13 protein-coding genes are annotated in these 18,582 nt (G+C 72.1%); 11 read left to right on the forward strand and 2 right to left on the reverse strand.

The features are described from left to right. The 7 genes from DEF28_RS27495 to recD2 form a co-directional block, all read left to right on the forward strand. Nucleotides 1-1,666, forward strand: a 1,666-nt coding sequence (locus tag DEF28_RS27495) for a MinD/ParA family ATP-binding protein (RefSeq protein WP_369122477.1), incomplete at its 5' end; no start/stop codon positions are given. A 127-nt stretch (nucleotides 1,667-1,793) separates the two neighbouring features. Further along, on the forward strand, nucleotides 1,794-4,274 hold the full coding sequence (locus DEF28_RS10160) for an ATP-binding protein (RefSeq protein ID WP_114400216.1): 2,481 nt from the start codon (nucleotides 1,794-1,796) through the stop codon (nucleotides 4,272-4,274). After that, a complete protein-coding gene (locus DEF28_RS10165) occupies nucleotides 4,271-6,709 on the forward strand; it encodes a type IV secretion system protein (RefSeq protein WP_394340373.1) in 2,439 nt (812 codons plus the stop codon). Before DEF28_RS10160 ends, DEF28_RS10165 begins: the two co-directional genes overlap by 4 nt. A 171-nt stretch (nucleotides 6,710-6,880) precedes the next feature. Next, a complete protein-coding gene (locus DEF28_RS10170; protein WP_309485848.1) occupies nucleotides 6,881-7,483 on the forward strand; it encodes a hypothetical protein in 603 nt (200 codons plus the stop codon). After that, nucleotides 7,480-8,643 carry a C40 family peptidase gene (locus DEF28_RS10175; RefSeq protein WP_114400218.1) on the forward strand — a complete coding sequence of 388 codons (1,164 nt, stop codon included), beginning with the start codon at nucleotides 7,480-7,482 and terminating at the stop codon, nucleotides 8,641-8,643. The genes DEF28_RS10170 and DEF28_RS10175 overlap by 4 nt, the downstream gene beginning before the upstream one ends. Before the next feature lie 43 nt (nucleotides 8,644-8,686). Next, entirely contained in the window at nucleotides 8,687-9,442 is a 756-nt protein-coding gene (locus DEF28_RS10180; RefSeq protein WP_114400219.1) for a hypothetical protein, read from the forward strand. A 126-nt stretch (nucleotides 9,443-9,568) separates the two neighbouring features. Beyond that, entirely contained in the window at nucleotides 9,569-11,791 is a 2,223-nt protein-coding gene (gene recD2, locus DEF28_RS10185) for an SF1B family DNA helicase RecD2 (RefSeq protein WP_114446128.1), read from the forward strand. A gap of 950 nt (nucleotides 11,792-12,741) precedes the next feature. On the opposite strand, the gene DEF28_RS10190 is transcribed toward recD2, so the two are convergent. After that, nucleotides 12,742-13,092: a hypothetical protein gene (locus DEF28_RS10190; protein WP_147280291.1), complete on the reverse strand. Its 351-nt coding sequence runs from the start codon at nucleotides 13,090-13,092 to the stop codon at nucleotides 12,742-12,744. A gap of 413 nt (nucleotides 13,093-13,505) precedes the next feature. Between DEF28_RS10190 and DEF28_RS28385 the strand changes: the two genes are divergently transcribed. The 3 genes from DEF28_RS28385 to typA all read left to right on the forward strand — a co-directional run bounded on the left by DEF28_RS28385 (nucleotide 13,506) and on the right by typA (nucleotide 16,643). Beyond that, nucleotides 13,506-13,793 (forward strand): hypothetical protein, encoded by a 288-nt coding sequence (locus DEF28_RS28385; RefSeq protein ID WP_147280316.1) that lies wholly within the window; start codon nucleotides 13,506-13,508, stop codon nucleotides 13,791-13,793. A 332-nt stretch (nucleotides 13,794-14,125) separates the two neighbouring features. Further along, nucleotides 14,126-14,557: a (deoxy)nucleoside triphosphate pyrophosphohydrolase gene (locus tag DEF28_RS28390; protein ID WP_258861904.1), complete on the forward strand. Its 432-nt coding sequence runs from the start codon at nucleotides 14,126-14,128 to the stop codon at nucleotides 14,555-14,557. Between the two features lie 199 nt (nucleotides 14,558-14,756). After that, nucleotides 14,757-16,643 (forward strand): translational GTPase TypA, encoded by a 1,887-nt coding sequence (typA, locus tag DEF28_RS10200; RefSeq protein ID WP_114398497.1) that lies wholly within the window; start codon nucleotides 14,757-14,759, stop codon nucleotides 16,641-16,643. Nucleotides 16,644-16,719: 76 nt separating this feature from the next. Here the strand turns inward: typA and DEF28_RS10205 are convergent, their stop codons facing one another. Beyond that, nucleotides 16,720-17,316, reverse strand: a complete 597-nt coding sequence (locus tag DEF28_RS10205; RefSeq protein WP_309485819.1) for a TetR/AcrR family transcriptional regulator — start codon at nucleotides 17,314-17,316, stop codon at nucleotides 16,720-16,722. A gap of 79 nt (nucleotides 17,317-17,395) precedes the next feature. Between DEF28_RS10205 and DEF28_RS10210 the strand changes: the two genes are divergently transcribed. Beyond that, nucleotides 17,396-18,568 carry an FAD-dependent monooxygenase gene (locus DEF28_RS10210; protein WP_114398499.1) on the forward strand — a complete coding sequence of 391 codons (1,173 nt, stop codon included), beginning with the start codon at nucleotides 17,396-17,398 and terminating at the stop codon, nucleotides 18,566-18,568. The last annotated feature ends 14 nt before the right edge of the window (nucleotides 18,569-18,582 follow it).

Below are 18,582 nucleotides of genomic sequence, written 5' to 3' on the forward strand. Positions count from 1 at the left end.
CCGCCCGGCGGCCACCCCGCCGGACATCGACGGCGCCCCTTCCGCGGAGGACACCCCCGCCGGCGGTCACCGTCCCGAACGGGACGGCCGCACCGCGACGCCGCTGGTCGTCCCGGCCAAGCCGCCGCTGGAGCTCGACCACGGCACCGGCGAGCACGAGAGCTTCGGCGATGTCGCGGAGCCGGGCCACCGCATGACGCTGGGCGAGCTCCAGGCCGCCGAGCGCGCCGCCTTCCTGCGGCGGCGCGGCTCGGACGCCGTGCCGAGCGCCGCCGAGCCCGGACGCGCCGCGCCCGACCACGCCGAGGACGGGCCCAGCGCTGGCGCGGCGGCGGACGCCGCCGCGCCGGGGCACTCCGGCCGGCTCGGGCGCAGCGTACGGTCCGCCGCGACCGGGCCGCAGCCGGCGGACGGAGGCGCGGGTGACAGCCCGGCCGACGACCCCGCCCACGACCAGAGCTCGTTCAGCCGCGTGGCCCGCGGCAGCCGCAGACTGGGGCAGCTGTTCGGACCGGCCGGCGCGGCGCCCGCCGCCGGTTCCGACAGCCCGCGCCCGCCCGAGCACGAGGCCGCCGACAAGCCCGGGCTGGAACTCGACCACGGCACCGGCGAGCAGGAGATGCTCTCCGGACGGGTGCGGGTCGTCCCCGGCGACGGCGCCGGCGACGCCGTTTCGCCCACCGACGTCCCCGGTGTCGTCCGCAGCACCGCCACCGGAGCGGACCCTGCCCCGCGGCAGCCCGACGCCGACCCGCCGGCCGCCGCGGCGCCCTCCCCGCCGGGCGGGACCCGCGGATGGCGCCGGCTCGCCCGGGTCGTCACCGGCGGCAACACCGCCGCGTCGAAGTCCGAGCTGCCCCCCGGGGACCTGGACCGGCTGCGCGTCCGCTTCGAGGGCACCCGCCGCATCGTGGTGCTCGGGTGCACCGGCGGCGCCGGCCAGACCGTCACCACGCTCATGCTCGGCCACACGCTCGCCGCGCACCGCGACGGGCGGGTCGTGGCGGTCGACGTCAACCCGGGCGCCGGCGGGCTGTCCCGCCGCATCCGCACCGAGACCCCCGAGACCCTCACCTCGCTGCTCGCCAACGCCGAGGACGTGCACGGCTACCTCGCCATGCGCGGCTACACCTCGCAGGCGAGCACCGGCCTGGAGGTCGTCGCGACGCTCGACGACCCCTACGTGCAGACGCTGGACGACCGCGACTACGCCGGCCTCACCGGCCTGCTGGAGCGCTTCTACGAGATCACCCTGCTCGACCCGGCCGCCACCGGCGTCGCCCGGGCGCTGCCCATCGTGGACGCGCTCGTGCTGGTCGCCCCGGCCAGCTCGGACGCGGCCCGCGCGGTGGCGATGACCTTCGAGTGGCTGGACGGACACGGGTACGCGCACCTGCGGTCCAAGGCGGTCGTGGTGGTCAACGGGGTGAGCAAGCGCAGCCTCGCCGACGTCGACGCCGCCGAACAGGTGGCGCGCGGCCGGTGCCGCGCCATCGTCCGGGTGCCGTGGGACGACCACCTCGCGACGGCCCGCGGGGTCGATGACGTGACCGCCCTGCGGGCCACCACCCGCCGGGCGCACGCGGCACTCGGCGGGGTGCTCATGGCCGGCTTCGCCGGGACCGGGGCGCCCGGAGCCCGGGCGTCGTCGGAGGTACGGAGGTGACCGCGCGCCGGGCCGCCCGGCCCGGGGCGGCGCACCGACCGGGAGCGGGTCGCGGATGTCCCCGACGCGCACCGTGAGCACAGCCCGGAACAACGCAGCGCCAGCACACTCCGTGGGAGGGCAGCCAATGAACGGCAGCAGGGGCGCCACCAGACTGGCGGTCCGCTACTTCGACGACCGCGTCCTGCTCAGCGACACCGAAGCATGGGCTTACTTCCGGCTGCCCACGGTGTCGTACGAGTTCGCCACCCCCGAGGAACGCGAGTCGCTCGCCACGAACATCACCATCGCGCTCGCCGCGATCCGGATGAACGACGCCGAGGTGCACCTGCGCGTCGCGCACCGCACCTACCCGGCCGCGTCCTGGGCCACCCGCCTGGACCGCACGTCGGACTCCGGGCCGGGCTGGTACGACTACCTCGACGAGATGTACCGGCACGTCTGGGCCAAGGACTTCTGGACCAAGGAGGTCTACCTCGGCGTGCGCCTCGGGCCGCGGGGGGTGCGGGCGCAGCTGTCCCAGGGGGTGTTCGCGCAGCTGTTCGGCGCCTACCAGCGCACCGAGCACGTCCTCGGGCTGGAGGACGACGCGATCGACGCCAAGGAGATCGCGCGCTGGACCGAGCAGGCGGAGCGGCTCGGGCGGGCGCTCGCCGCCAGTTCGCTGCACGCGCGGCACGCCACATCCCCCCAGATGGCGTGGCTGATCCGGCACGCCGTCACCGGCGCCGTCGAGGAGCCGCGCAGGTCCGCCTCCGGCCGCCGCACGTGGGGGCGCGGGGAGATCGAGGCGCTCGTCGAGGGCGTCATCCACAACGGGCGCTCGATGCTGCGGCTGGAGCAGCCGACCGGCTCCACCTACGTCGCCTACCTCTCCTTCTCCCGCTTCCCGGACCTGATGCCGTTCCCGGACGGCGAGCCGTGGCTGCACTACAGCGACGCGCTGCCGTTCCCGGTCGAGGCGTCGCTGCGCATGAAACTGGTGCCGCCGGCCAAGGCGAGCAAGGATGTCGGCCGCAAACTCGCGCACGCGCGCGACATGGACGCCCACATCCGCGAGGCCGGGGTGGAGGCGCCGCTCGCGCTCGCCGAGCAGATCGACGCGGCGCGGATGCTGGAGCACGGCATCACCAAGGAGCGGCTGCCGTTCGTCTACGGCTGGCACCGGCTGATGGTGTCGGCGCCCACCGAGGACCTGCTCGTGCAGCGGGTCGAGGCGGTGGTCGAGCACTACCGCGACATCGGGATCGACGTCGTGAACTCCACCGGCGACCAGTTCTCGCTGTTCTCCGAGTCGCTGCCCGGCGACCGGATCCGGCTGAACGCCTACGCGCAGCGCCAGCCGCTGCGCACCATCGCCGGGGGGATGCCGACCGCGACCGTCGACCTCGGCGACCGCCCCGACCCCTCGGGGGCGGGCTGGGTCGGGCCCTACGTCGGCGAGACACTGGGCCGGGCGCGCTCGATCGTGCACTTCGACCCGATGGTCGCGGCGGCCCGCAACCGGCCCACCGCCATCGCGATCACCGGCGAGCCGGGCGGCGGCAAGACGACGCTCGCGCTGCTGCTCATCTACCAGCTGGCGCTGCGCGGCGTCACGGTCGCCGCCATCGACCCCAAGGGGGACGCGGAGTCGCTGGTCCGCCTGCTGCGCCGGCGCGGCCGCCGTGCGCGCGTCATGTCGCTCGGCTCCGCCGAACCCGGGCTGCTGGACCCGTTCGCGTTCGGCGACGACCTCCCCACGAAGAAGACGATGGCGACGGAGACCCTGCGCCTGCTGCTCCCCCGGATGAGTGAGGAGCGGGAGTCGGCGATGATCCAGGCGGTCGCGGCGGTCGCCAACCAGCCGCAGCCCAGCCTCGCCAAGGTGGTCGGCTACCTGGAGGCGTCCTCGGACCCGGCGTCGCGCAACCTGGGCGCGGTCCTGCGCTCGATGTCGGAGATGCGGCTGGCCAGCCTGTGCTTCGACCCGCAGGGCGACCACCAGATCGACAGCGAGGGCTGGACCACCGTCTTCACGCTCGGCGGACTCACGCTGCCCGACTCCGCGATCCAGCGGGACGACTACAGCTACGAGCAGCGGCTCAGCGTCGCCCTGCTGTACCTGGTCAGCCAGTTCGCCCGGCGGCTGATGAACGGGCTGGACCGCAGCCTGCCCAAGGCCATCTTCCTGGACGAGGCCTGGGCGATCACCTCAACCCCGGAGGGCGCCAAGCTCGTGCCGGAAGTGTCCCGGATGGGCCGCTCCCGCAACACCGCGCTCATCCTGGTCAGCCAGAACGCCGGTGACCTGCTGAACGAGCAGGTCACCAACTGCCTCTCCTCGGTGTTCGCCTTCCGCTCCTCCGAGCGGGTCGAGGTCGACAACGTCATGGCGCTGCTCGGGGTCGACCCCTCCGAAGAGCACCGCGCCATGCTGCGCAACCTCGGCAACGGCGAGTGCATCTTCCGCGATCTCGACGGCCGCGCCGGTCGCATCGCCGTCGACCTGGTGTCGGAGGAGCTGCTCAGGTGGCTCGACACCAACCCCACGAGACAACGGCCCGACGCTGATGACGCCGAGGAGGATGGTGCTTTGGTCGGCACGGGGCAGGAGCTGCGGCCATGAACCCACACCCGCGAAACCCACGACACCCGGGGCGACCACCCGGCCCGCCGTCCCCCGCCACCGCGACGGCCCCGGCCGCCCCGGAGCAGCGCGGCTGGCGCCGCATGCTGTTCATGGCGCTGCTGATGGCAGCCTTCCTCCTCACCCCCCTGGGCACCGCCCAGGCCGCGGTCCCCGGCTGCGAGGGAGAACCGGCCCCCCAGCCGGAGGCCGCGGGATCGGGGGCGGACGGGTTGCTGGTGCCGCCGCGGGCGGCCGAGGCGGCAGCCGCGTCCCCTGACGGCCTTCCGCCCGACGCGAGCCTGTACGGACAGTACGGCACCGCAGGCCAACAGTGGCACGTGATCCGGGAGTCGTGCGTCGACAAGCTCAACTCCAGCGCCGTGGCGACGTTGAGCAACACGGCGTGGGACCTGTCGAAGACGATCAACCAGTCGACCATCACCGTCTACCAGGCCGCGACCTCCGACGGTCTGCTCGCCAGCTTCAACGCCCTGGTCGAGGACGTCGTCGTCGAGCTGCGTGAGGGCATCTGGCGTCCCCTGCTGCCCACGGTCGTCATCCTCGGCGCCGTTTGGCTCGGGTGGTACGGCCTGATTCGCAAACGCGTGACCCTGACCATCGAGAGCACGATCTGGATGGTCATGGCGACGGCGCTGGGGATCTGGATCCTGGTCAACCCTGGCCAGATCCTCGGAGTCGCGGGGAACACCGTGAACGCGGGCGGTCAGCTCGTCAACACGGCGATTTCCCGGATCTCCTTCTCCGGGGTCGCCAACACGTGTCCAGCTGGTGCTCCGGAGATGCGGCAGGCGGAATGGGAGAGCGACAACGACTTCGCGGTCCGACAGAACTCCCAGATGCTGTGGTCGGGACTGGTGTGTCGGCCGTGGGTGGCGGGTGTCTTCGGAACCGGCCCCACGGCGAGTGTCGCCGCACAGGAACACGGTGTCGCGTTGCTGGGCGCACAGGGCATCAGCAGGATCGAGCAGGACCAGATCAACCGTGGGGACGTCGACGCCGTCGAACTGACTGACCAGAAGCGGAGTGAATACGAGGAGATCGCCGGCAGTATCCAGGACAACTACCCGGAGGTCTATCCGCTGTTCGAGGGAAGCCAGCAGGGGAGCCGCCTGGGCGTGGCGACGCTGGCCCTCTTCGCGTCCATCTTCGCCGGTGGGCTGATACTCGCGGGATCGGTCGCTCTCATTGTCCTGAAAATCGGTTTCCTGCTCCTCCTGCTGCTGTCGCCGATATTCCTGCTCATCGGTATCCATCCGGGCTATGGACGCACGGTGCTGCTCAGGTGGTTCGAGATGATGCTCGGGCTGTTGCTGAAACAGATCTTCATCGTGCTGCTCATATCCCTACTGGTGATGTGCTACGGCCTCGTGATGGCGACGGACCTCGGGTGGGGCCTGCAGATGATCCTGCTCGCGCTCTTCACCCTCGCGCTGTTCATCTACCGCAGGCCTTTCGCCCACCTCTTCGCGTCGGTGAACGCCAACACCTTCACCTCGCGGATGGTCAGTGACGCCGTGACCAGCAGTGCCCTGAGCAGGAGCGCCAACATCCTTCCGCCGGTCGCCTACATGCGCGCGCAGAAGTGGGGGCTCAGGCGGGCTCCGCAGCTCGCCGCCGCGGCCGCTTCGGTGCCCGCCGGAGCAGCGGCCGCCGCGGCCGCTGGCGAGGGGGCCGAGACGGCACGCGGTACCGCCGCCGCGGCGGACGGCGCGGCGAACGACGCTCCTGCCGCGCGCGGCGAGTCGGGGCGCGCCCGGGGAGTCGCCGGGTACGGTCGCGCCCGCAGCGGTGGCGCGCCGCCACCACTGCACCTCGGTTCCCAGGGGGCGGGCGCGGAGGGAAGCCGGAGCACCGGCGCCTCCCCGACCCGCAGCTCCGACCAGGCGCCGCGGTTGAGCGACGTCGCCGCGGCCAGTGGCGGACTCGGGTCCTCCTCCGCCACGCCGGCCGGCAGCGGCGGAGCGATCCCGCCCCGTCCCGCGGGCGGTTACACGGGAACGGGCGACACCGGATGGGCCTCCGTGTTCGGCACCGGCTCGGGCAGCGGCCACCGCGCCGCGCCGAGTGGAGGCGGTGCTCCGAGCGGTGGCGGGGCGGCCGGGGCGGTCGAAAGGCCCGCTCCCAGCTCCGGTCGGGGCATCTTCAACGGGCGTTCGGCCACGCCCCCGCAGGGCAACGTCTCACAGCGCGGTTCCCGGTGGGGAGGACCGCGTACGCGGCCCGAAAGGTCGGCCCCGCCCCCGAGAACGCCGCGTCCCTCCGGCGGCGGCGAGGAGAACGGCACCTGGTTCCGCAGCTCCGGTAGTACGAACAAGGACGCGCCGACCAGCCCGTTCTGGGCAGGCTCCGAGGCGCAACGGCGCAGGGACAACCGCCGGGACGTCCCGTTCTGGCTGCGCGACGACGACTAGCGGACCAACGTGGGGGCGGTGCGAGGGCACCGCCCCCACAGAGGACCGCCGAGGTACCGAATCCGGGACAGAGACAGCGAGCACCCACCCGTAGCACCCGAGAGAGCCCCGAAAAAAATGCCCCAGCCCCTCTCAGACGGCGCACAGCGCCTCGTATTCGGCATTCTCGTCGTGGCGCTGGTCGCCCTCGGCATCTATCTCAGCGTGGCCGGGCTCCGCGGTGAGGAGGAGCCCGAGCAGCAGCAGGGTCAGGCCAGCGGCGACACCGCGGGGTCCGACGAAGCGCAGCAGCCCGAGCCCGCCGCTCCGAGCCCGATCCCGACCACCGACGCCGCGGACATGAGCGTCATGGACTGGTTCCCGTTCTCCGAGGAGGACTTCCAGGCGGCCGCGACCGTCGCCCAGAGGTTCGGGGCCGCGTACGGAACCATCGACTACACGCAGTCGCCGGAGGCCTACTACGACAGCCTGGCCGCGTTCACGACCGCCGACTACGCCCGGACCGTGGAGCAGAGTTCCGGAGCGGGTGCGCTGTGGGGGGAGATGGCCGAGCAGGAGGCGGTCGCCGCAGGGCGCGCCAACGTCGAGTCGGTCCGTCACTTCGACGACGAGTCCATCGTGTTCGTCGTGCGGACGCAGTCGATCGTGGAGGGCGGGGACAGCGCCGCCTCCGATCTCGGGGACTTCGCGGTGACCATGGTCCGGGAGCGGGGCGAGTGGCGGGTCTTCGACTTCCAGCCGGCCGAGGCCGGGAACCTGGGGGACGGCGGATGATCCGGTTGTTCGTACGCCCGAGCCCGTCCGACCAGGGGTCGTGTGCCACCCGGCTGGCCATCGCTGTCGGTGCCTTCATCGCCGGTGTGCTGGTCCTCGCGTTGATCATCATCCCGACCGCGTCCATCAACCAGGGGATGAGCGCCCTCACCGGACTGCGCTGTACGAGCGAGACCGAGCAGGTTCCGGTGTCGGGCTACGCCGAGGACTCCATTCCGGAGAACTACCTGGAGATCTACCGGGAGACCGGGGAGGAGAAGGGCATCCCGTGGAACGTCCTCGCCGGAGTCGGCCAGGTGGAGAGCCACCACGGGCGCTGGGAGGGGCCCGGTATCACGGAGGGCCACAATGACTGGGGCGCCGCGGGCCCGATGCAGTTCGGTTCGCTGGACGGCTCGGCCGCCGGTAACAGCTGGGGCGGAGAGCCGGTCATGCCGGCGGATGAGCGACCGGAGGAGGGGTACGGGCAGGACGGCAACGGCGACGGGGTGGTCAGTGTGTACGACCCCGCGGACGCCATTCCGGCCGCCGCCGACTACCTGATCGCCCACGGAGCGCGCGAGAACGTGCGCAACGCCCTCTATGGCTACAACCACGCCTGGTGGTACGTGGAGGATGTGCTGGAGTGGGCGGAACGGTACGCGGACGGTAGTTTCTCGACCGACCAGGCGATCGAGACCGCGGTCAACTGCGATCTGACCGCCTCCGGAGACCCCCTGGGGCAGGCGCCGGACGAACTCACCCAGGCGGTCGTCGACTGGGCGCTGGCCCAGCGAGGCAAGCCCTACGTCTGGGGCGGTACCGGGCCGAACGGCTTCGACTGCTCCGGTCTGCTGATGCGCGCCTACGAGAGCATCGGCGTGACCATTCCCCGGGTCTCGCAGGACCAGTGGAACTTCGGGCCGCGCGTCGAGCAGGGGGAGGAGCAGCCCGGCGACCTGGTGTTCTTCGACGTCCAGCGCCCAGGCGAGCCGCCGGGCCCCGGACACGTCGGCATGGTCGTCGGTGACGGGCTCATGGTAGAGGCGTGGTGCACCGCGTGCGGGCCCATCGCCACGCGGGAGTACGACGACCCGAACCGCGCGGACATCATGGGCTTCACCCGGCCGCTGGCCGATCCCGGAGCCCAGGCACAGTTGGAGCAGTTGGGGGCACTGTGACCGACACGGGAAGTTCGCGTGTGCGTGAAGTGAGGTTTCCGGGATGACGGAGAGAACCGCCACGCGTGATGACAGACGCGGGCTTCGGGGGTGGCGCGCGGCGCTCGTCGTCGTCGGCTCCGGGACGCTCGCCGGACTGCTCGTCATGGCGCTCGTGGTGGGGGTGCTCCGGATGCTCCAGAGCGGTGCCTCCTCAACACCGTCGAGTACCGGGCAGGCCGTGGAGACACGCCAGCCGCGCGAGACGACGGCCCCCGGCGTCCTGGACCTGTGCGAGTTGGTTCAGACGCAGAGCCTGATGTCAGCGTCTCCCTACAACCGGACCGACGACGCCACCCGGTACGAGGACACCGCTGAGGAGGAGCCGGAACTGGCCCCGCGCACCGTGACGGACGAGTGCTCCTGGGAGGTGGCGTCCTCCGGGGGCGGGAACTGGCGGCTGACGCTCTCCTACCGAGCCTTCATGTCAGATTCGCCCGACGAGAGCCGGGCGGACCTCGCCGCGGGGGAATACTCCGCTCGGTCGGACTCCGCCCGAGCGGAATTCGCGTCGATCGAGAACGAGGGCCCTCTCGACAGTTCTGTCGGGGAATCCCACTACGTCTATGGTGAATCCCGCTCGGGAGCCGACGCCTACGCCTACGTCGGACTGGTCAAGAGCGGCGTTTTCATGATCCATGTCAGCGGGCCCGAAGAGATCGACAATCCGCCGGATATTCCGGAACAGGAGTTTCGAGCCGAGGTGCGAACGGTCGTTCCCTATCTCGAACGAGCTTTCGAGCGTCAGATCCCGGACTGAGTTCCGAACTCATTCGCGGGCCGCCTCCTCCCGGGCCCATGTGCTCCTGGTCTGGCCTCCGGGCACGCGCGGTGGCGTGTCGGCGGGGTCTGGGAGGATGGCCGGCCAGGCCTAGGGAGGTGGCCCGTGGGGGCGGGTGAGGGGTTTCGGTTGGCGGTTCTGGAGGGGGTGCTGGAGCGGGTCACCTATGCCAATGAGGAGACGGGGTACACCGTGGCCCGGGTGGATGCCGGGCGGGGTGGGGAGCTCGTCACCGTTGTGGGGGCTCTGCTCGGGGCGCATCCGGGGGAGTCGTTGCGGATGGAGGGGCGGTGGGGGTCGCATCCGCAGTACGGGCGGCAGTTCGTGGTGGAGAACTACCGCACGGTGCTGCCCGCCACGGTGCAGGGGATCCAGCGCTATCTCGGGTCCGGGCTGGTCAAGGGGATCGGGCCGCGGATGGCGGAGCGGATCGTGGGGCACTTCGGGGTGGACGCGCTCGACGTGATCGAGCGGACGCCGGAGCGGTTGATCGAGGTGCCCAACCTTGGGCCGAAGCGGACCCGGCTCATCACCGAGGCGTGGGAGGAGCAGAAGTCCATCAAGGAGGTGATGGTCTTCCTGCAGGGGATCGAGGTGTCCACGTCGCTCGCGGTGCGGATCTACAAGAAGTACGGGGAGTCGGCCATCGACACCGTGCGCACCGAGCCGTACCGGCTGGCGGCCGACGTCTGGGGGATCGGGTTCCGGACCGCCGACACCATCGCCCGGGCGGTGGGGATTCCGCACGACAGCCCGGAGCGGGTGAAGGCGGGGATCCAGTTCACGCTGTCGGAGTCCACAGGGGACGGGCACTGCTACCTGCCCGAGGAGCGGCTCATCTCCGAGGCGGTCAAGATCCTGCAGGTGGACTCCGCCCTGGTGATCGACTGTCTCGCCGAGCTCGTGGCCGAGGAGGGGGTCGTTACCGAGCGGTTGCCGGAGGACGGCGCAGACGGCGCCGAGTACGTCACCGCGGTGTACCTCGTCCCGTTCCACCGGGCGGAGCTGTCGCTCGCCGGGCAGTTGCGGGCACTGCTGGCGGCGCCGGCCGACCGGATGCCGGCGTTCGCGGACGTCGACTGGGAGGCCGCGCTCGGCTGGCTGGCGCGGCAGACCGGGGCGGAGCTGGCGCCCGAGCAGCGGGAGGCGGTGCGGCTCGCCCTGACGAGCAAGGTGGCGGTACTCACCGGTGGTCCGGGGTGCGGGAAGTCCTTCACGGTGGCGTCGGTGATCCGGATGGCGGCAGCCAAGCGCGCCAAGATCGTGCTGGCCGCGCCGACCGGCCGGGCGGCCAAGCGCCTCACGGAGCTGACCGGCCACGAGGCTTCCACCGTGCACCGGTTGCTTGAGCTCAAACCGGGCGGTGACGCCTCCTACGACCGGGACCGGCCGCTCGACTGCGACCTCCTGGTGGTCGATGAGGCGTCCATGCTCGACCTGCTGCTCGCGAACAAGCTTGCCAAGGCCGTCCCGCCCGGGGCGCACCTGCTGCTGGTGGGCGACGTCGACCAGCTGCCGTCGGTCGGCGCCGGCCAGGTGCTCCGCGACCTGCTCGCCGACGGGTCGCCGATACCGGCTGTGCGGCTGACGCGGGTGTTCCGGCAGGCCCAGCAGTCCGGCGTGGTGACCAACGCGCACCGCGTCAACACCGGAGAGCCGCCGCTCCTGGACGGCATGAGCGACTTCTTCCTGTTCCCGTGCGACGAGACCGAGGAGACGGCCGAGCTCACGGTGGACATCGTCGCCCGGCGGATACCGCGCCGCTTCGGGCTGGACCCGCGCCGGGACGTCCAGGTGCTCACCCCGATGCACCGCGGACCCGCGGGCGCCGGCAACCTCAACGTCCTGCTGCAGGGCGCCCTCACGCCCTCCCGCGAGGGGGTGGCCGAGCGCAGGTTCGGCGGACGGGTGTTCCGGGTCGGCGACAAGGTCACCCAGATTCGTAACAACTACGACAAGGGCGCCAACGGGATCTTCAATGGAACGCTCGGAGTGATCACCCGGCTGGACACCGAGCAGCAGAACCTCACGGTCCGCACCGACGAGGACGAGGACATCGAGTACGAGTTCACCGAGCTGGACGAACTGGCGCACGCGTACGCCGTGACGGTGCACCGGTCGCAGGGCAGCGAGTACCCGGCGGTCGTGATCCCGGTGACCACGAGCGCGTGGATGATGCTGCAGCGCAACCTGCTCTACACCGCCATCACCCGCGCGAAGAAGCTGGTCGTCCTGGTGGGCTCACGCAGGGCGATCGCGCAGGCGGTGCGCAGCGCGACCGCCGGACGCCGGCACACGGGGCTGCGGCACCGCCTGGCGGCCGCCTGAGACCGCGCCCGAGGCAGTCCTCTGAGAGCGTCCCCCGAGACGGTCCCCCCGAGAGAGATCCCCGCGAAGGTTCCCCAGACGGTTCCCTGAGAAGGCCACCCCGCGACGGCCGTCCGCGGCCGTCCGAAGCGGTCAGCCATGAACGCCGGGCGGTACCGGCCCCGTCGGGCAGGTCGCGGCGCACCGGCACTGGGAGGACCAGCGGTGCTGACCAGCGTCTTCGGGACCGGCCGCCCTGGCGCCGATCGGGGCGGCGGACCTCCGGATCTTCGTATCCTGTGCGGCAATTTGCCTAGTCAAGCCGCCAAGGTAAAGGCTAAAGTCATCTCGTAAACCTCGCATAGGTGATCTTTCGCCGAAGGGTTGTGCCGGCTGCCCGATAATGGGACCGAAGTTCGTGCCCGCTGCCCAATGGATTTCTCTCGGTATCGACCTAACGTTGGTTTCGCGGTCGCGCGAGAGAACTCTCCTTCACCTCGTGTCATCGCTGACCGTGGCGCCGTCCCTCCCTCTCCCGGACGCGGGCCACGGTGGCCGGGAGCTGTCGTTTCTCGGGGGCTGTTCTGCGTCCTCCCCTCCTCTTTCGCGGAACAGTTGAGCGACAGGCTCCCGGCCTTCATGTTCTTCCGGGTTCCGGCAGATTTTTTCCGGTTTCCAGCACGCTGCCGATCCATTCGATTTAGGCTCGCCTCATGAAGCAGAAACCCGGGTGGAATCCGCACGCCGTGCGGAGGTGGAACCGGTCGAGTGCCGAGGGGCCGCCGGCGGGGGACCGCCGCGCAGGATCCGGCCGGCCGGCGAGTGCCGCCGCCCGCCCCACGAGACGCTGACACTCTTTCCACTCCCCCCGGAGAGTGTCAGCCCCTCGGGCGCCGGTACCCGCCGGCGCCCGAGGCTTCCCCCCGCCTCGCCCGGCCGGTGTGCGCGCCGCGGGCAGGTGGCGCGGCTCGCTAGCGCTCCTCCCGCGTCGCGGGACGGGAGCGCCGCAGCACCGCCTTGCCGCAGGTGGCCTCTACGGCTCCTGACCGGCCGCGGAAGGTGATGTGCACGCGGATCGAATCGGGGTCGTGAGCGGCTGTGATGGCCGCCACCCGCGCATCGGCCCACAGTGTGTCCGCCGCGTCCCGGAAGCCGAAGTCGGTGACCTCCTCCAGCGTCAGGGTGTGGTCGGTGAAACCGTGCTGCCCGTCGCCGCCGGGGCCTTCGGCGCCGGTGCGCAGGCCGAATGTGACGCGGTGCCGCGGCACGTCCATCCAGACCCCGTCCAGCGCCGCCCCACTGAGGGCGTCCAATGCCGACATGCGATCCGACCTCCCCAGGACCGTGATCCTCCCGTCCGGGACACACTGCCCGCCGACGACCCCTCTCACACGGCCGCCGGCGCCCGCGCGCGGGGTGCCGTCACGTACCGCGTCGGCATGCTTCCGCAACGTCACGGCGGCGTCGCCCGAAACCGTGCCGGAAGGGAAGGGTGGGAGGGGCCGGAGCGCGGTTCCCGGGCGGCGTACCGAAGGCGGGGCGCGAGGTCCGGTCAACTCTAGGGGCGGCCACCGTCGTAATCAAGAAGTAACCAAAATGGAAAGAGAGTGTTTGCGGACGGGGGTCGCGCGGGTATTAGGGACGCTGGCAGCGGGAGTCACCTGCATGCCGACCTCCCGTAGTGGTCGCGGGCACCCCCGGAGCCCGCGAGATCGCATGGAAAGGCACGTGCTTCGTGGGCACCCTCTCGTGGATCGACAGCTCCGTCCCGGCCTCGCCCGCCCAGGCCATCAGCATGCTGCACAGCTACCTGGCAGCGGCGGGGATGCGGAGGCTGTACCCGGCGAACCACACCACGGTGGCCTCGCTGTCCATCCGCCAGGGCCTCACCGTCTGGTGCATCGGGGGGACGTTCCGCTGGCGCGACGACCTCGGCCAGCCGGTGACCCACCCCGCTGCCGACCCCGAGGGCGCCGCCCGCCGCCTCAACGGGATCGCCGCGCCGCTCCGCGCCGCCGCGTAGCGCCGCCCGAGCGCGGGCATGGCGGTGCCCAGGACCAGGGGGGACCCCCTGTTTCTATCCAACCCGCTGCGCGCCGCCGCGCGCCATCCCGATCCACCGCCTGTGGAAGCCCCCCGGCCCCGGGGCCGGGCGCGCCCGCCGAGTTGCCGCCCCGGTCGGCCGTCTCCGGCCGACCGCCTGCCCAGGCCGCCTGCCTCCGGCTGGTCCTCCTCAGACCAGACTCGTCCGGCCGGTCCTGCCTCCCCGCGGGCTCCGGCGCCCCGCGGCCCGACCCGGCCAATGCCCGCACCGACCGCCCTGCCCTCCGGCGCGGGTGGGTACCGTGGAGCCTCGTGACAGAACCTGTGATCGTCGTCGGCGCCGCCATCGTCCGCGACGGTGTGCTCCTGGCCGCCCAGCGGGCCGAGCCGCCGCAGATGCGCGGGCGCTGGGAGCTGCCCGGCGGCAAGGTGGACCCCGGCGAGAGTGACGAGGAGGCGCTGGTCCGCGAGTGCCGAGAGGAGCTCGGGGTGCGGATCCGCCCCGTGCACCGGCTCGGCGCCGACGCCCCCTTCCCCCTGCGGCCGGACTCCCCGCCCGCGGTGCTTCGGGTGTGGCTCGCCGAACTCGTCGAGGGCGAGCCGCAGCCGCTCGAACACCTGGCGCTGCGCTGGCTGTCCGCCGACTCGCTGGCCGAGGTCGACTGGCTGCCGGCCGACCTCCCCTTCCTCGGCGACATCCGGCCGTTCCTGAAGTCGGACGACCCGGTGCCCGGCCCGAGCTGACCGCCGGACGTCCCGGCCCGCCCGGACGGTGGGGCCGCCGCCTCGGTACGCGGGTCGGCCCAGGGCAGCCGCCCGCACGCCCCCCGGCCGTCCCGGGGCCGCGCCGCGTTTCGCGGGACGTGACCAGGCACCGCATAAACTGAGAGGCGGCCGCGGGAGTCGCGGTTCTTTCCCCAGCAGATGAGATCGAGACTTTCGCATGCCCAGCGCCACGCCCGCCGACGGTTCCGCACGACGCGCGGACCTCCGCAACGTCGCCATCGTCGCGCACGTCGACCACGGTAAGACCACCCTCGTAGACGCCATGCTCTGGCAGTCCGGGGCCTTCCGCGCCAACCAGGACGTCGATGAGCGCGTCATGGACTCCAACGACCTGGAGCGCGAGAAGGGCATCACCATCCTCGCGAAGAACACGGCGGTCCACTACACCACGCCCGAGGGCGAAGACGTCGTCATCAACATCATCGACACCCCCGGCCACGCCGACTTCGGTGGTGAGGTCGAGCGCGGCCTGTCCATGGTGGACGGTGTGGTCCTGCTGGTCGACGCCAGCGAGGGACCGCTCCCGCAGACCCGTTTCGTGCTGCGCAAGGCCCTCGCCGCGAAGCTTCCGGTGATCCTCGTCATCAACAAGGTCGACCGCCCCGACAGCCGCATCGCCGAGGTCGTCGACGACACCTACGAGCTCTTCCTCGACCTCGACGCCAACGAGGACCAGATCGAGTTCCCCATCGTCTACGCGTGCGCCCGCGACGGCAAGGCGTCGCTGGAGCGTCCCGCCAACGGGACCGTGCCCGACAACGACGACCTGGAGCCCCTCTTCCGCACCATCCTGCGGACCATCCCGGCCCCGGAGTACACGCCGGGCGCGCCGCTGCAGGCGCACGTCACCAACCTGGACGCCTCGCCGTTCCTCGGCCGGCTCGCGCTCTGCCGGGTGCACCAGGGCCGGATCAGCAAGGGCCAGCAGGTGGCGTGGATCAGGGGCGACGGCTCCACCCAGCAGGTGCGCATCACCGAGCTGCTGATGACGGAGGCGCTGGAGCGCAAGCCCGCCGAGGAGGCCGGGCCGGGCGACATCATCGCCATCGCCGGCATCCCGGACATCATGATCGGCGAGACGCTCGCCGACCCCGACGACCCCCGCCCGCTGCCGCTCATCACGGTGGACGAGCCCGCCATCTCGATGACGATCGGCACCAACACCTCTCCGCTCGTCGGCCGGGTGAAGGGGGGCAAGGTCACCGCGCGGCTGGTCAAGGACCGGCTGGACCGCGAGCTGGTCGGCAACGTCTCGCTGCGGGTGCTGCCCACCGACCGCCCGGACGCCTGGGAGGTGCAGGGGCGCGGTGAGCTGGCACTGGCCATCCTCGTCGAGCAGATGCGGCGCGAGGGCTACGAGCTCACCGTCGGCAAGCCGCAGGTCGTCACCAAGGACATCGACGGCAAGCGCCACGAGCCGGTGGAGCGGCTGACCGTCGACGCGCCGGAGGAGTACCTCGGTGCCATCACCCAGCTGCTCAGCGTCCGCAAGGGGCGCATGGAGCAGATGACCAACCACGGCACCGGGTGGGTCCGGATGGACTGGCTGGTGCCGTCGCGCGGGCTGATCGGCTTCCGCACCGAGTTCCTGACCGAGACCCGCGGTACCGGCATCGCGCACCACGTGTTCGAGGGCTTCGAGCCGTGGTTCGGCGAGCTGCGGACCCGCCCGACCGGTTCCCTGGTGGCCGACCGCTCCGGCCAGGCCATGACCTACGCCATGTTCAACCTGCAGGAGCGCGGCACGCTGTTCGTGGACCCCGGCACGGAGGTGTACGAGGGGATGATCGTCGGCGAGAACTCCCGCGCCGACGACATGGACGTCAACATCACCAAGGAGAAGAAGCTCACGAACATGCGCTCCTCCACCGGCGACGAGCTGGAGCGGCTGGTCCCGCCGCGCCGGCTGTCGCTGGAGCAGGCCCTGGAGTTCTGCCGCGAGGACGAGTGCGTTGAGGTCACCCCCGACGCGGTGCGCATCCGCAAGGTCATCCTCGACCAGAAGGAGCGCGGGCGGATCACCGCGCACAAGAAGCGCGGCTGACCGCCGGCCTCCGGAGGGCGGGTGTGCTGACGTCGGCACACCCGCCCTCCGCGCGTGCGGGGCCGGATCTCTCCGGTCAGGTGGGCCGCGGCGAGCGCGCCGCCTGCGCGCTCAGCAGGTCGCGGGCCGAGCGCCGCAGCTCGGCGAGGGACGGCGGGCAGGCCGACGCCGCGCCCGCCACCGAGTCGAAGATGACGCCGTCCGCCCAGGCGATGAGGTCCCGGGCGTGCCGCTCGGGATCGGGCGAGCCGAGGGCGCGCGCCACCGTCCGCGCAAGCGCGCGGAACCGCGCGCCGACCCGGTCGTAGAGGGGACGCAGCTCGGGGCGCCGGGTGGCCTCCAGGGCCAGCTCGTAGCGCGCCAGCATCCGGTCCCGGTCCCGGTGGATCGCGGTGTGGGTGAACTCCGCGACGAGGTCGGCGAGCGTCCCGAGGTCGTGGTCGGCCGTCATGAGGACGCTCTCCTCCAGCACGCCCTCCTCGTCGGCCATGCGGCGCAGCGTCACCTCGATCAGCCGGGCTCTCGTCCGGGCGTGGTAGGAGGTGGAGCCGGGCGGCAGTCCCGCGGCCTGGTCGACGGCGCGGTGCGTCAGTCCGCGCAGTCCCCGCGAGGCGATGAGGCGCATGGCCGTGCGTGTGATGAGTTCCAGGCGAGGGCTCGGGATTTTCGCCACTCCCGCATTTTACGGGACTCTACAAATGTAGAGTGCTGTGCGCTACAGCCGTAGAGTCCGACTGGAGGGACGGAACCCCATGGCCCAACCGCACGCGGTCGTGATCGGAGGAGGCATCGGCGGGCTCACCGCCGCCCGGGCGTTACTCGACGGCGGCTGGGCGGTGACCGTGTGCGAGCGGTCCCCGTCGCTGGAGCCGGTCGGCGCCGGCCTGGCCGTCGCCCCCAACGCCCTGCGCGCCCTGGACGTCCTCGGCCTCGGCGACGCCGTCCGCGAGCGCTCCTCCCTGCACGGCGGCGGTATCCGCCGCTGGGACGGCAGATGGCTGATGCGGCTCGACGCCGAGCGGATCCGCGCCTGGTTCGGCGACCCGGTCGTGCTGCTGCGCCGGGCCACCCTCGTCGAACTGCTCGCCGCCGGACTGCCCGGCGGCACCGTCCGCACCGGGAGCGCGGTCACCGGGGTCGACCCGGGGAGCCGCACCGCACCCGCGCACGTCCTCACCGCCTCCGGTGAGCTGGCCGCCGACCTCGTCGTCGCGGCCGACGGCATCAACTCCCTGACCCGCCGCACGCTGTTCCCCGAGGCCGCCGACCCCGTGTACGCCGGCTTCGCCACCTGGCGCTTCATCGTCCCCGCCGACCTTCCGATCGTCCCCGCCGAGAGCTGGGGGCACGGCTCCGTCGTCGGCCTCATGCCGCTGGCCGACGGGAGTGTCTACGTCTACGCGAGCGTCCCCGGCGCCCCCGGCGCCCAGGCTCCCGACGAACGCGCCGAACTGCTGCGCCGCTTCGCCCACTGGCACGCCCCCATCCCCCAGTTGCTGACCGCCGCCGAATCCGGTGACGTGCTGCGCAACGACGTCTGGTACCTCGACGCCCCGCCGCGTGCCTACCACCGCGGCCGCGTCGCCCTCCTCGGCGACGCCGCGCACGCCATGCCGCCCAACCTCGGCCAGGGCGGCTGCCAGGCCATGGAGGACGCTGTCACCCTCGCCCACACCGTCTCCGGGACCGACCGCGCCGACGTTCCCGCGGCACTGGCCCGGTACACGGCGGCCCGGCGGCCCCGGGCCTCGGCCGTGGTGCGCCGCTCGGCGCGGGCCGGCGCCCTGCTGTGCTGCGGCTGCCGGGGTGTGGCGGCCGCCCGGAACCTCGCCCTGGCGGCCATGGGGCCGCTGGGCCCGCTGCTGCTGCGGCGCAGCATCGCCGGGATCTTCGACTGGTCCCCGCCGGGCGAGGGGCGCCGCTGACCGCCGCCCGGCGG

The organism is Marinitenerispora sediminis (assembly GCF_003336425.1).
Taxonomy (GTDB): domain Bacteria; phylum Actinomycetota; class Actinomycetes; order Streptosporangiales; family Streptosporangiaceae; genus Marinitenerispora; species Marinitenerispora sediminis.

Excerpts from the sequence above, each read along its gene's own strand:
- DEF28_RS10180 (WP_114400219.1), top strand. The coding sequence starts at position 8,687 with ATGACGGAGAGAACCGCCACGCGTGATGACAGACGCGGGCTTCGGGGG.
- DEF28_RS10175 (WP_114400218.1), top strand. The coding sequence starts at position 7,480 with ATGATCCGGTTGTTCGTACGCCCGAGCCCGTCCGACCAGGGGTCGTGT.
- DEF28_RS10210 (WP_114398499.1), top strand. The coding sequence starts at position 17,396 with ATGGCCCAACCGCACGCGGTCGTGATCGGAGGAGGCATCGGCGGGCTC.
- typA (WP_114398497.1), top strand. The coding sequence starts at position 14,757 with ATGCCCAGCGCCACGCCCGCCGACGGTTCCGCACGACGCGCGGACCTC.
- DEF28_RS10160 (WP_114400216.1), top strand. The coding sequence starts at position 1,794 with ATGAACGGCAGCAGGGGCGCCACCAGACTGGCGGTCCGCTACTTCGAC.
- DEF28_RS10190 (WP_147280291.1), bottom strand. The coding sequence starts at position 13,092 with ATGTCGGCATTGGACGCCCTCAGTGGGGCGGCGCTGGACGGGGTCTGG.
- DEF28_RS10165 (WP_394340373.1), top strand. The coding sequence starts at position 4,271 with ATGAACCCACACCCGCGAAACCCACGACACCCGGGGCGACCACCCGGC.